The organism is Novosphingobium sp., from assembly GCF_965214355.1.
Lineage (GTDB): Bacteria > Pseudomonadota > Alphaproteobacteria > Sphingomonadales > Sphingomonadaceae > Novosphingobium.
The window spans coordinates 23,487-36,837 of sequence record NZ_CBDCBI010000001.1; the positions used below are offsets into that span (position 1 = coordinate 23,487).

The 13,351-nt window shown below is 62.6% G+C and carries 12 protein-coding genes; 3 read left to right on the top strand and 9 right to left on the bottom strand.

Annotation, left to right across the window (positions count from 1 at the left end):
* Window positions 1–31: 31 nt before the first annotated feature.
* Window positions 32–235 (top strand): hypothetical protein, encoded by a 204-nt coding sequence (locus ACOOE2_RS00115; RefSeq protein WP_420380992.1) that lies wholly within the window; start codon window positions 32–34, stop codon window positions 233–235.
* Window positions 236–273: 38 nt separating this feature from the next.
* Here ACOOE2_RS00115 and ACOOE2_RS00120 read toward each other — a convergent pair whose 3' ends face one another.
* The 5 genes from ACOOE2_RS00120 to ACOOE2_RS00140 all read right to left on the bottom strand — a co-directional run bounded on the left by ACOOE2_RS00120 (window position 274) and on the right by ACOOE2_RS00140 (window position 6,479).
* On the bottom strand, window positions 274–804 hold the full coding sequence (locus tag ACOOE2_RS00120; RefSeq protein ID WP_420380993.1) for a c-type cytochrome: 531 nt from the start codon (window positions 802–804) through the stop codon (window positions 274–276).
* Window positions 805–1,475: 671 nt separating this feature from the next.
* Window positions 1,476–2,708, bottom strand: a complete 1,233-nt coding sequence (locus ACOOE2_RS00125) for a replication initiator protein A (RefSeq protein ID WP_420380994.1) — start codon at window positions 2,706–2,708, stop codon at window positions 1,476–1,478.
* Between the two features lie 311 nt (window positions 2,709–3,019).
* Entirely contained in the window at window positions 3,020–4,081 is a 1,062-nt protein-coding gene (locus ACOOE2_RS00130; RefSeq protein ID WP_420380995.1) for a ParB/RepB/Spo0J family partition protein, read from the bottom strand.
* Window positions 4,082–4,143: 62 nt separating this feature from the next.
* On the bottom strand, window positions 4,144–5,352 hold the full coding sequence (locus tag ACOOE2_RS00135) for an AAA family ATPase (protein ID WP_420380996.1): 1,209 nt from the start codon (window positions 5,350–5,352) through the stop codon (window positions 4,144–4,146).
* A 137-nt stretch (window positions 5,353–5,489) separates the two neighbouring features.
* Window positions 5,490–6,479 (bottom strand): AraC family transcriptional regulator, encoded by a 990-nt coding sequence (locus ACOOE2_RS00140; RefSeq protein WP_420380997.1) that lies wholly within the window; start codon window positions 6,477–6,479, stop codon window positions 5,490–5,492.
* A 267-nt stretch (window positions 6,480–6,746) separates the two neighbouring features.
* Between ACOOE2_RS00140 and ACOOE2_RS00145 the strand changes: the two genes are divergently transcribed.
* Entirely contained in the window at window positions 6,747–7,166 is a 420-nt protein-coding gene (locus ACOOE2_RS00145) for a DUF3291 domain-containing protein (protein WP_420380998.1), read from the top strand.
* A gap of 84 nt (window positions 7,167–7,250) precedes the next feature.
* On the opposite strand, the gene fahA is transcribed toward ACOOE2_RS00145, so the two are convergent.
* The 3 genes from fahA to ACOOE2_RS00160 all read right to left on the bottom strand — a co-directional run bounded on the left by fahA (window position 7,251) and on the right by ACOOE2_RS00160 (window position 9,620).
* Window positions 7,251–8,561 carry a fumarylacetoacetase gene (gene fahA, locus ACOOE2_RS00150; protein WP_420380999.1) on the bottom strand — a complete coding sequence of 437 codons (1,311 nt, stop codon included), beginning with the start codon at window positions 8,559–8,561 and terminating at the stop codon, window positions 7,251–7,253.
* 169 nt (window positions 8,562–8,730) lie between these two features.
* Window positions 8,731–9,225 (bottom strand): DUF427 domain-containing protein, encoded by a 495-nt coding sequence (locus tag ACOOE2_RS00155; protein ID WP_420381000.1) that lies wholly within the window; start codon window positions 9,223–9,225, stop codon window positions 8,731–8,733.
* On the bottom strand, window positions 9,222–9,620 hold the full coding sequence (locus tag ACOOE2_RS00160) for a thiol-disulfide oxidoreductase DCC family protein (protein WP_420381001.1): 399 nt from the start codon (window positions 9,618–9,620) through the stop codon (window positions 9,222–9,224). The genes ACOOE2_RS00155 and ACOOE2_RS00160 overlap by 4 nt, the downstream gene beginning before the upstream one ends.
* Window positions 9,621–9,860: 240 nt before the next feature.
* Here ACOOE2_RS00160 and ACOOE2_RS00165 point away from each other — a divergent pair, with 240 nt between their 5' ends.
* On the top strand, window positions 9,861–12,392 hold the full coding sequence (locus tag ACOOE2_RS00165; RefSeq protein ID WP_420381002.1) for a glycoside hydrolase family 3 N-terminal domain-containing protein: 2,532 nt from the start codon (window positions 9,861–9,863) through the stop codon (window positions 12,390–12,392).
* Between the two features lie 10 nt (window positions 12,393–12,402).
* Here ACOOE2_RS00165 and ACOOE2_RS00170 read toward each other — a convergent pair whose 3' ends face one another.
* Complete coding sequence (locus tag ACOOE2_RS00170) at window positions 12,403–13,317, bottom strand: aldose 1-epimerase (RefSeq protein WP_420381003.1); 915 nt, start codon at window positions 13,315–13,317, stop codon at window positions 12,403–12,405.
* Window positions 13,318–13,351: the final 34 nt, after the last annotated feature.

The window sequence follows — 13,351 nt, forward strand, 5'->3', positions numbered from 1 at the left end:
CTATGCCAGCGGCCACGCTGTCGATATCGTGTTGACGATCATCACGATCGAATATGTATGGCTGGTTCGTGTGGGCGGTTGGAAAAACACCGACGCGGTGCTCCGGCTCTCCCCGGGTATCATGATGCTAGTTGCCTTGCGGGCGGCATTGGCCGGGCAGGAATGGTATTGGATCGCCCTGCCCCTGCTGGTTTCGTTTCCGCTCCATCTTGCCGACATCGCCCGACACCGATGATCCGTACCCGGCGATCGCAATCGCCGGGTACAAGATGGTCAGGAGTTGGTTTTGAGATAGGCGATCACGTCGGCGCGTTTTTGCGGATCGGACCAGCCTGGAAAGGTCATTTTCGTACCCGGAACAACGCGCTGCGGATTTTCGAGATACTGGAACAGCTTTGCTTCGGTCCAGGTTATGCCACTGCCCTTGTTGGCAGCGGAGTACGTGTAGCCATCGATGCTGCCGGCCTTGCGTCCCACGACGCCGTGAAGCGATGGACCGATCTTGTTGACCCCCTGCTCGATGGCATGGCACGTCATGCATGTGGTGAAATCGGCTTTGCCGGCCACCGCGTCGCCAGTGTAGCTGGCATATTTGACGCCGCTGATCGTGTCTGTGTTGTCCGCGGCCGGTGCCGCCGCTGCGGGTGCCGCAGGCGATGCCGCGGCGACGGCGGGATCCGGGGCCGTCGCGGCCGTCGTCGTGCTTGTGTCGGGCGCTTTCTTTGCGCACGCCGTCAGCGCAAGCACGCTGACCGACACACACACGGCCACATAACCAAGCCGACTTTTCGATACTGAATGCATCATATCATCCTCTCCGCTGCATATCTGTCCAGCGCCTGCACTTTCGGCCCCGCACGCCTGAATGTCCAATGGTCTTTACACATTCAATGACGAAAAAATGCACAACTTCTCAGATTGTTTCGGCGACGGGTTTGCGGGTCGCTTTGTTCACGGTTGAGCGGTGTCGACGCTGAATACGATATCGCGTCACTGCTGTGCTTGTGATTTGGTTGGAAGCGCCTCGAGCGCGTACCCCCCTGCCCCGATACCCTATGTCTTTCTTATCAGATTCACTGAAAAGAAGAATCCGGGCTGTTAGACTGGTTTCTTTAGGGGTTAGATAGTTAAGTCGGCGCGAGTCGGTCGTAACGTCTTGTATTTGGCCGCTATTGCCGGATCGGTCGTTCCCGATGTATCGAGCCTGTGTTCCTGAAGGATCGAGAATTGTGTTCCCGATGTGTCGACTATCGGTTCCCGGAATACCGTGATTCGTTCCTGATGTGTCGATGGGTCAAGAAAACAGGCACATTCGGCATAGGGTTTGAATCATTTTCGAGGCCAATCGAGGAATAGAGGTTCAAGAATTCGGCTTGGCCGCGCCAGAGGCTGCGCAGGTGGGTGAATTTCAGCGGTAAGGCAACCAGGGCCCGACACTTCAGGAACGCTTGGGGCCGATTTGCACGGCAAACGGCTTAGCCGCGGAGGGTATGGCGGTTGTCCTTGTCATACCTTCGAACAAACCCGAGGAAGGCATTCTGGTAATTGACAGGCGTGCGCGAGGGGTCGCCGTCAATCCATTCTCTGAAAAGCGCGTGGAGGTTCTGATAGTCCCAGCCCGGACAATCGCTCCGCAGCGTTTGCATCGTCTGGTCGGTGATGAAACCTTCGGTCGCCCTGGATGACAGGTTTGAAACGGTACGGCGCACCAGACTGCGGACATCATAAGTGTTCGTCGAGGCGCTATCTTGCGCTTGGACGGTTGTCGATGATGACCGTTCGTTGGATGCGCCGGCATCGCCCTTCGGTTTGGTGTCCGGTCGGCGAGCCCCCTGCCCTTTCTGATGGCGTGTCGTGTGCTCGGTGTCGGCCTCGGATCGCCGCCGCATGCGCAAGGCTGGTTCACGTTTGCCCGGAACTTGCTCGACCGTCACGGCGTATCCTGGCAGCTCGTTGCGTTCGGCTATTTTTGCAATCTCGAACTTGAAGCGCCGATACTGCCCCTCGGCCCCCGATTTTTCGAACAGCGTCGGTAGCGAAATTGCAAAGCCGGCTTCGCCCGCACCCCCTGCGTGCTTTCGCGCAACCTTGTAGAGCCAGCGCTCTCTGCCTCCGCTGATATCGAAATACGCGCGATCGATCGAAAGGATGCCGCCCTGCATGAGGACACCTTCATGGAACCAGTTGCTTAGCTCGATCGTCATGCCGCGCGACCGTTCGGTCTTTTCATCGACAAGTTGGGTCCAGCCATCGAGCCAGCTGAAGGTTGCCTCGCGCCGGTTCTCGGCCCGGATGTTGGTCTTGACCGTGGTGGAGACCAGGCGGTCCAGTGACTGGGCGAGCAGTTCATACGCGCGGCCGGTCGTGGGGCGGCCGATCGCGCGCAACAGATCGTATGGCATGAGATGGAGTTTGCGCGGAACGTCATTCGCGCCCCGGCGAGCCATATCGGCAAGTGTCGACGCACAATAGATCAGGATATCCGCATCCCAGATCGTGGCCATGCCATAACCCGGGTTTGCCGAGACATGGACCCATAACTTGCCGTCAGGGGAATTGTAGTCGATCGGCTTGATCCGTTTTGACTTTGCCAGGCTGAAGAACGGTCGTTCCATCATCTCGCGTTGATCGCGCAGAGGCAGATCGGCGATATAGGGAAGGAACAGGTCGAACTGGTCGCTGATTTGGGTTTTCTTTGCTTTTGTCACGGATGCTGCCTGGTGAGTGATGTTTGCGTTTCAGGGCGGGGTTTCGGGGCAGGGCGGGGCGGGGGCGTCGCCCGGTGAAGGCATCGATGCCCAGGTTCCAGGACCGCGCGCTGGCGTTGAGGCGGATAGGCAAAGTTTCCCCGGGGAAACTTCGTGGCTCCAACCGGGTGCAGGGCAGGGGCGATGCAGACGACAGGGCGGGGCAGGGGAGGGCGTCCGACCTCCGGCCGGCAATGGGCGCGCGCTTGCGGCGTGGTTGGCCTGTCGCGGGTGTTGGCAAGCTGCGCATGTTTCCCCGGGGAAACATGCGCTCAACGAAGACGATTGCGGCCTGTGTCATCGAGATATGCAAGTGCTTCGCGCAGGCCCCGAAGCAGATCTTCCTCGGTGGCCCCCGAGCCGGCATGAAGCCTGATGGTCACCCCCTGCCGATTGGATGACACGACACTCAGCGCTGTTCGGCCCAACTTGCTCTGGAAGATAAAGGGTTCGCTGGCATCTGCCGTATTCTGCGTCGCCAGATGAAGGCGACGGAACACCTCGGGGGCGGCAAGGGCTGGCTCACCACTCGACTTGCGCCCTGCTTGCTGTTTTGCCAGCACCTTGGCGGCGGCGACGATGGCGGCCGCCCTGGTCTTGTCATCGAGAAGCTGTGCCAGGGCATAAGCCGGTTTCAGGTGGATGTCGGACGGGGTGGCGAAGGCCGACACGACCATATCAGGCAGCGCTGCGACCTTCAGCATCTTGGAGAGCCAGCCCTTCGACACTTTGAGGCGCTCTGCCATCCGGGTCATATGGTTGCCGTAATGTTGTCGCAGGGCGGCAGCGTAATTGCGGGCGCGCTCGAGATCGGAGACGTCTGTACGCGCGCGGTTTTCCAGATCAGCAAGCCGAAAGGCGGCTTCGTCATCGAGAACCGCCACCTGGGCGACAAACTGCATCTCCGGATAGGAGTTGCGCCTGAGCCACGAGATCGACCAGTGACGACGCGTGCCGGCGATCACCTCGAAATCGTGCGCCGGGTCGTCAGCGACCCGCCGGACGACGGCAGGCACCTTTTGCCCGCCCTCTGCGAGGATCGAATCGATCAATTCGCGGCAGTTGTCTTCGGTCAGATGCTCATAGAGGCGGGCGTTTCCACTCCAGACGCGAACCCGCGCGGGATCCAGGAGCATCTGGGTGACCTGGCGGACTTCACCGGTGGCAACGCGTGCCAGCGCGGTCTCGCGACCGAGCAGCGTATTGCCGCGCATGCGATCCGGCCTGGCCGGAGGGGTCGCCCGCGCGCTGGTCTCGTCGTTCGAAGAGTCGACCCCAGGCGCATCTTCGTCCGCAAGAAGATCGGCGAGATAGCCCTTTTGATTACGCGCCATCGGATCGCTCCCAATCGGCCGGCGACGGCACCGGAGTGCGGGCTGCAGCGGGGCGGGGGGCGTCAAGCGGCTTCATTGACAAGAGCCTCCTCGCTGACGGGCGATACACGGCCCCAGCCCCGGCGGACAAGCTGCTCTACCTGGCCAAGTGCCTCGTCGAGATTTGTGCGGCACCGCTTGTGCGTCCGCGTTGTCCCGATTGGCTTGTCGAGTTCATATACGGTCATCATCCGCATTGCCGCATGGCTTATTTCCGCTGACTCCAGTATCGGCACCGGCAAGAGGGCCGGCCCGAAAGTCTGTTCCATGATCTGCTGGACCATGGCATGCGCGGGGTCATTCCCGTTGAATTTCGAGCAAATCAGGCGGACGAACGCATAGTCGACATCGATCCCGGCCTGCCCGAGCTGATCGATGACCTGCTCCATCATCGACAGGAATTGCACCGTCGAGCAAAAATCCGGGGTTGTTGCCGCCAACGGCACGATCAGCGCATTGGCCGCCTGCATGACGGCAAGACTGATCGTGCCCAGTGCAGGTGGCGGGTCGAGCAGCACGACGTCGTACGATCGTGCAAGATCCGTAAGACCAGCTTTCAGTTTTCGGAACCGTGTTGCAAGAATGCTCCCGCCGTCGGCGCCGGCTGCTGCCATCTCGTATTCCACATCGAACAACTCGAGATTCGAGGGAATCAGATCGACATTGGGCCAGGGCGTCTTCTTTACCGCATAAAGAAGGTCGGCCTGCGTCGGGTCGATCGAAAGATACGGATAGAGTGTTTCCTCGCGAGTCACGTTGAAATGCGGATTGAGCCCGAAAAGCGTCGTCGTCGTCGCCTGGCTGTCGCAATCCACCACGAGCACGCGATAGCCCTGTACCGCCAGATAGTGGGCCAGGTGGGTCGTCACGGTCGATTTGCCAACGCCGCCCTTGAAGTTCTGGACGGCGATTATGGGCGGCTGATCCATCGGCGCGCGGGCAGGGGAGGCGCCCAGCACTTCACGCATATTCAGAAGTTCTTCAATGGTATAGCCGGATCGGCGGCCGGAATCGGTGGCCGGCGGTTGGGGCAGCCGGCCATCATCTTCGGCCATCCGAATGCGGTTTGTCGAGCACCCGAGCAGAGTGGCGGCCTCGGCGATGCCGTATCGCACATCCAGACCCTTGCGCGTATCGGGGAGAAAGGCTTTCCGGCGGAGGCGTTCGATCATTCGAACGCCGGCGTCTGCCAGCTCGGCGATCCGGCTCGCGTCTGAAGTCGTGTCAGCCATTAGCATCCAATCTGAATATAATCGAGCGAACATAGGCTCAATTTCATTCAATCGTCAATCGTATACTCAAAAGTGATCACGTCGGCCGTGCCACTTGTGGGATGTCTTCATCGCGATCTTCGCCCCGGAAACCTGCATCATCCTGGCCTGGGTTCTCCTACGTATCTTTCCGGATTGGCATGCGAAATGTGAAGCGGGTTTCGCCGCCCGACGACGCGACTTCGAGCGGCCCTGCCATGCTGCCGCGGCGACACGCCCATGATGCGTTTGAAAGCCGCGCCAAAGGCACTTTCGGATTCGTATCCGGCGCCTCGCGCGGCCTCGGCAACCGAGACGCCTGCATGGGTCAGGCGGTCCGCTGCCACCATCATCCTCCAGCGGGTCAGATAGTCCATCGCCGATTCTCCGACCTTTTCCTTGTATCGCAGCGCGAAGCTCGATCGCGACATGCCGGCAAGTCCGGCGAGCATGGCCAGCGTCCATTTACGCGCCGGGTCGGCATGCATCGCGGTTATCGCGGCAAGTATCTGCGGATCGCCCAGCGCAAACAGCCAGCCAGCGCTGGCCATCGCATCATCCGCCAGATGCAGCCGCAACGCCTCGATCAGCAACGCCTGGGCAAGATGCCCGGCGATGAGGGCATGGCCGGGCCGCTGCACGCGCAATTCGCGCATCAGGCGTTCGATCGAGCTGCGCAGCGCCAATTTGTCCGGTTCGGTCCGGATATGCACGACCGGCGGCAGCATCCCCAGCAGGCGCTCGGCATGTTTGCCACTGAACCCGAAAAAACCCCCGACACCGGTGCAGCTGCCGCCCCCGTTCAGCACGGCGGTTTCACCGGGAGGGACGCGCGGAAAGAACGCGTAGGCGTCAATCGCGGGCACATCGGGCGAACTGCAGAGGCGAAACGCGCGACGCGCGGGCGACAACACGAAGTCGCCCGGATCCAGCCAGACCGCCGCCGGGGTTTGGTCGTCCAGCAGCCAGCAGCCGCCGGTCTCGACCGCAAAGCATTTGATGCCCTCGGCCGCCGTGTATGCAAGCGCCCATTCGCCCCCGGCTTCAAGACCCCGGAAACCGTAGCTGTTGGGCCTGAGCAGGGAGAGCACTTCGGAAAGGGGATCCATGACACTTCCGGACGATCGCGACGATATTGCGGATTGCAACGCATAGCATGTCCACAAAGGTGGCGCTAAATGCAATCAGCATCGCATCGCAACTGGCTTGGGAACACGCATGACACGCAATTTCCATCTCTGCGGATCGCGATCCTGGGCGCCGGAAACATCGGCTTCGCCAGGTTCGGCCCCTGCCGCAGATGTCGCAGCCATTGCCGCCACGATGCCGGCGTAAGCTTGCGATCAGAAGGTTTTCCCTGTTTACGAGGTGCAATCTTGCCCGTTGTCAGCGTCACACGTTTTCGTACCCGCTCCTGGCGGTTCGTGCCCTCGTTCCTGTTTCATGCGCAGCGCGCGATCGCCCAAATGCGCCGGTCGGACGGCTATATTGCCGGCGCCGTGCGCCGCGACCGTGATCTTGCGTTCTGGACGATGACGGTGTGGCGCGATGAGCAGGCGATGATGCGCTATGTCCTGAGCGGGGCGCACCGCACCGCCATGCCGCGCCTCGCAAACTGGGGCGCCGAGGCGAGCACGGTCCGCTGGACGATGGCAGGGGACGATGTGCCCGACTGGGCGACTGCCGATGAGCGGATGAAGGCAAACGGCCGTGCGCTTGCGCTGCGGCATGCAGAGCCGCTGCATGAAGGCGTTGCCTATGTTTCCTCGCCCGCCACGTTTACGACACGTCTCTGATTGCTGGACAGATTATCGAGATTCATCAATGACCTCGCGCTTCATCGTGGTTTTCCTGTTGCTGGCATATGAGGATATCGCCAATCAGCTTGCTGAGGGTGATGGCACTATCCGTCCCTCGCAAGGGCCAAAGCCGATTGTCGCAAATCCCGCCCGGGAGCATCGTCCGCTGAGAAAAATCCGGTCGCCGTCTTCGATGAAGATCCTGCTTTCTCCGCCAGGAAGCATCACGGGTTCGACACCGCCGCGCGTCCGCTCGATCAACGCGCCGCAGGACAGGGCATCGGGACCCGAAATCGTGCCTGTGCCAATCAGGTCGCCTGGCCGAAGATTGCAGCCGTTGCTGGCATGGTGGGTCACGATCTGGGCGGCAGTCCAATACATATGGGAAGCGTTCGACCGGCACAGCGTCGCCGGGCCAAGTCCCATTCGCTCCATCGCCGGGCTGGCCAGAGTCACCTCCAGCTCGATGTCGAGCGCGCCGCCCGCCTGATCCGCTGCGTCGAGTAGATAGGACAGCGGTTGAGGATCACCGGGCGGCCGCGATGGCTGGGGAATGCGGAATGGCGCCAGGGCCTCGGCCGTGATGACCCAGGGGGAGATGGTCGTGGCAAAGCTTTTGGAAAGAAACGGCCCAAGCGGCTGATTCTCCCAAGCCTGGACATCCCGCGCCGACCAGTCATTGAGAAGCGAGAGGCCAACGATGCGTTCGTGCGCCTGTGCGACTGACAGCGTGGCGCCGAGTTCGTTACCCTCTCCCAGCCAAAGCCCCAGTTCGAGCTCGTAATCGAGACGGCGCGATGGTTCGTAGCGCGGTGGCGCGTCGGGCGAGGGACGCACCTGGCCACGCGGACGTTTTATGGTGGTGCCGGACACAACCACCGAAGAGGCGCGGCCATGATATCCGATCGGCACGTATTTGTAGTTGGGGAGTAGCGGTTGATCTGGCCTGAACACCCGACCGACGTTCATTGCGTGGTGGATGCCGACAAAGAAATCGGTGTAGTCGCCGATTTGTGCAGGCAGACAGGCCACGCACTCCGATAACGGCTTGAGCAGCTGTTCGGTCGCTGCGCGATGTTTCGAACCCACCAGAAGCAAGGCGAAGAGCTGGCGGCGAAGGTCCCGGCGGGGAGCCGGGCCAAGCGCGAAGAAGCCGTTCAGCGTCCCGCCTGCCATCGCGGCAACCGCACGACCGGCTGCACCGGAAAGCAGCCCGGCGGCCGCGGCTGCATGCAGGTCGAGCACATAGTCGCCGATCGCGGTGCCTGCCCACGGCTTGCTGCCCCTGGACGAGACGATGCCGAATGGAAGATTCTGGATCGGGAAGTCGCAATGCCCGTTGGCCGACGCGACCCAGCTTCGCGCCGTGCCGTCATGCGTCTCGTCGATCATTTGACCACGTCGGAAACTGTGCCGGCTTGCGCGCTTTTCATGCTTCGCGTTTAATCCTTCGGGCAGGCGATAGACCAGTGCTTTCTCGCGCTTGTCCGCGTGATCGGCCCGGCGTTGAGCGGGCGGGTGCGCGGCGCTTCGTGCCAGGCGGGCAGCGCGGGTGGAAGATTTACCACCACTGGCTGCCGGGCTCGCCCTTGAACGGGCCGGCTACGTCCGGCGTGATCCAGCCACCGTAGAACTGTCCGGATTGCGCAATGACCTGCTGTCCATCGACGGTGCACAGGTCCAGCGGGCCTGCATAAAACGCGACATGATCGCGCAGCAACCGGAATGCACGGGTGGGATCAGGATAGCTCCAGGCGATGTCTTTCAACCGGCGATCCCCGATCACCAGATCATGATAGACTGCATGGCCCTTCCACTCGCAAAACGATCGGCGTGCCGAAGGCTGCAGCACCCTCGGCGTGATGTCGTCGGGCGGAAGATAATAGCTGGGCGGATGACTGGTCTCGAGCGTGCGCACCGCACGCCGGGTGTCTGCCACGACCATGCCGCCATGCATGACGCGGATGTGGCGCGGCGAAAGCTCGGCGATCGCGGGGCGGGGGTAGCGCCACACGCTTTCCTGGCCGGGGCGGGGCGGGTCGGGAACGGGTGTCATGTGCGAAGCCAATCCTGCAGGCGAGGGCGAACTTTCAGAAAGCGGCGATACGTCCATTCCAGCACCCGCAGCGCGAACGGGTGCCGTGCGAGCAGACCCAGAGGGCGTAAAAGCGGAATTGCGCGCCACATGGCGGCGAACGCCGCAGCGCCGGACAGCAGCCGGCCATCCTCCATTGCGTGAAACCGGGCCAGCAACGCCGATCGATCGATCGGGCACGCGGTCGCCTGATCCGCCGCATCGACAAATTGAATGGCACCGCGCCTGTCGAGACGCCGCATCAGGGCAATCTCGCGCGCGCACAGCGGGCATGCGCCATCATGCCACACGGTGATCCGTCCCGGCGTTGTCATCATGACGGCACGGCCGCGCTCGCCGGGGTTATCGTCGCTCATGCTTCAATTGCCGTTCCAGTCCGCGCCGCACACAGCAGGCCGCGGTCTCGCGCCGACATTACCAGATATCGCGCGCCGAAAAGCCGATATGTGTCGTGTGTGCACCAAGGTGAAGTGCCGGGTTGGCCACCCTGGTGTGCCATGCGGCAAACCAAGGCGCTTGACCGCCGTATGATATCGGTGCCATCGTTGCCAAGGTAGCGGTACCAAAGATGCCGCAAACGGGTGGGTGAAAGCAGCATGTCGCGACGGCTTGACGGCATTTTCTTGTATTCGGTATGGGCGACCCTGGCGTTCTGCGTTGCGGCGCCCGGCTGCGCGCAAGCCGGTGACGCGGCAACACCCTCCGCCGCTTCCGCGCAGCGCGGCGCAGGCATTGCGCATCCGCAGATATGGCCAAAGTATCACTGGCCGGTCGTACCGGATGATCGCGCCGAAGCCAGAATTAAAGACCTGCTGTCACGCATGACCCTCGAGGAAAAAGTCGGGCAACTGGTTCAGGGCGACATCGCCTTCACCACGCCTGATGACGTGCGCAAATACCACCTTGGCTCCGTGCTGAGCGGGGGCAGCAGCGGGCCTTATGGCAACGATCTGGCGCCCGCCCCCCAATGGCTGAAACTGGCGGACGAATACTGGTCCGCATCGACCGATACCGCGCATGGGGGGGTCGGCATCCCGGCCTTGTGGGGGATCGATGCGGTGCACGGCCATTCCAACATCATCGGCGCGACGCTGTTTCCGCACAACATCGGCCTTGGCGCGGCGCACGATCCCGCACTGATCGAACGGATCGGCGCCGCTACTGCTGCGGAAATCCGCGTGACCGGGCAGGAATGGACTTTTGCACCCACCGTCGCCGTTCCCCAGGATTATCGCTGGGGCCGCGCTTATGAAGGGTATTCGTCCGATCCTGCGCTGGTCTCTGCCTATGTCGGCGCCATGGTGCGCGGATTGCAGGGCCCGCCTGCGCAGACTGATCTGCTGGCCCATGGCAAGGTCCTGGCATCGACCAAGCATTTCCTGGCCGATGGCGCCACGACCAATGGCGTGGACCAGGGTGATGCCGCGATCAGCGAAATCGACTTGCGCGATATTCACGGCGCACCCTACGGGCCGGCAATCGAAAACGGCGTCGGCACTGTCATGGCCAGTTTTTCCAGTTGGCAGGGGCACAAGATGACCGGCAACGCCAGCCTGCTGACCGGTGTGCTCAAACAGCGCATGGGCTTTGGCGGCTTCGTCGTTTCTGACTGGAACGCGCATGGCCAGGTCGAAGGATGCACCAACGCCGCGTGTCCGCAGGCGCTGGTGGCGGGCATCGATATGTACATGGCGCCGGACACCTGGAAAAGCGTGTGGGAAAATCTGGTCACCGAGACCCGCGCCGGGCACATTGCGATGGCACGGGTCGATGATGCGGTGGCGCGTATCCTGCGAGTCAAATTCCGGGTGGGCCTGTTCGATGCGCCGCGTCCCTCGGCCCGTCCGTTGTCGGGCGACTGGGCGCTGCTGGGCGCGCCCGACCACCGCGCGATCGCACGCGAAGCCGTGCGCAAATCGTTGGTACTCTTGAAAAATACCGGCGTGTTGCCGTTCAGGCCTGGTATCCGGTTACTGGTGGCGGGCGACGCCGCCAACGATATCGCGCGCCAGTCGGGCGGATGGACGATCAGCTGGCAGGGGACCGGGCTCACCAATGCCCAATTCCCCGGCGCGACGTCATTGTGGCAGGGTCTGGCGCAAGCGGCGCACACGATAGGCGGCACCGCCGAACTGTCCCCCGATGGCCAGTTTACCACGCGCCCCGACGCCGCCGTGGTGGTCTTTGGCGAAAAGCCCTATGCAGAATTTCAGGGCGATCGCGCCTCGTTGCAGCTCGATGCGGACCTGACCGCGCCATGGGCCACGATCCGCCGCCTGAAAGCGGCCGGCATCCCGGTGGTCGCCGTCATGCTGACTGGTCGTCCGCTGTATGTGAATCCGGCGCTTAACCTGGCTGATGCGTTTGTCGTGGCCTGGTTGCCCGGCAGCGAAGGCGAAGGCCTGGCCGACGTGCTGTTTGGCGATTCGCGGGGCCGACCCCGTTTCGGGTTTAGCGGCACGCTGCCGGCAAACTGGCCGCTCAAGGCGCAGATCGCGGACGGTGTACTGTACCCGCGCGGCTACGGGCTTACTTATGCCAGCAGCAACCGGCAGTGGGCGCCGCTGGCCGAGCTTGCCGCCACGGCGGCTGGCGGTGACAGCCGGGTGTGGTTTGCCAATGGTGTGCCGGCCGCGGGCTGGTCGCTGCGGGTGGGATCGCCCGGCGACGATCAGACCCGGATCAGCGCTGTCCCGGCAAAGGCGCTGGATGGACGGATGACGATCGCTGCCACCGACTTCAAGGTCCAGGAAGGCGCGCGGCGGTTTACCGTCACGGCGGGGATCGCCAATCTGCTGCTGGATCCGCCCGGCCCGATCGATCTGGCCCGGGAGACCAATGGCGATGCCCTCGTGCTCATGACCCTTCGCAACTTCGGCCCGGCCTTGGCCGCCCGGCTGGAAATGCGCTGCACCGGCAAAGTCTGCGGGACTGCGGTGCCGATCACCGTGCCAACCTCCGATCATTATGTCCGCTACGGCCTGCCGCTCCGCTGTTTTGCCACCCACGGCGTCGACATGCACGCAATCAGCACGGCCTTTGCGATCGGCACGTCGGGACCTGCGGATTATGCGCTGGGCGAAATCCGCATCGGCACCGATGCAGACACGGTGCTGCCGTGCCCGTGATCCAGGGCAGTCAATCCGGCGCCCTTGCAGGATGCGCAGCCATGCGGATGGTGGCGTTGAAACAGGCGCCGGCCGCGATTACCGGGACAGGCGAGGCATTCGGCAGATTCAGCGCATTGTTTGCGTGCGGGACGGGCTCGAAGCAGAAATAGGCCTCGCCTTGCGGAATATAGACGATGGCACACGGCAATCCGGCTGTGGCTGACAACGCCAGTCGCCAGGGCAACCCGTCCCAGCCAATGTCTGCCACGCCGTCCCAGCCTTCATAGCAGTTGTCGATGCGGCGGCCGGCAACCAGGCCGCCATCGGCGAAATCGAAATCACCGCGCGGCGGATCGCGTTGGTCGGGCAGGTGCAGGGCGGAATTGCGCCATACGGTCTGCGCACCAAACCGCAAGGTTGCGCCTTGCGCATCGAAATAGGGGTGATGGCCAAATCCCATGGGCACTGCGTGATCGGCCAGATTGCGCGCCTCCAGCTCCAACGACAGCACGCCGCCTGTCAGGACGATGCGTTGCCGCGCAACGAAGGGCCAGGGCCAGTCTGCATTGGCGGCATGATGCATGCTCATCACCGCGCTGTCGCGCCCGATCGCGTCGAGACGCCAGCGCGCGCGCCACCCCACCCCGTGGATGGCGTGGGGTTCCGGCGCGAAATTCTTCCGAATTCGGACCGGCTGCCTATCCCAGCGGAACTGGCCATCGGCAATCCGGTTCGAATACGGCACCAGCGGAAAACCGGCGCTGTCGACCGGCTGCGTACACGTCATGACCGAAGGAAGCGCGCTGCGCACCAGCGGTTGCCCGTGATGGTGCCAGCCCAGCAGCATCCCGCCGGTCACCGACATCGCGATGAAACTGTCCGGCGTGCCAAGCCGGAAGACATCGCTATCCGCTGTATCGGGCACATCGCAAAAGTTCAGCATCTGGCGTCTGTCAAACAGACCACGATGATCCCTT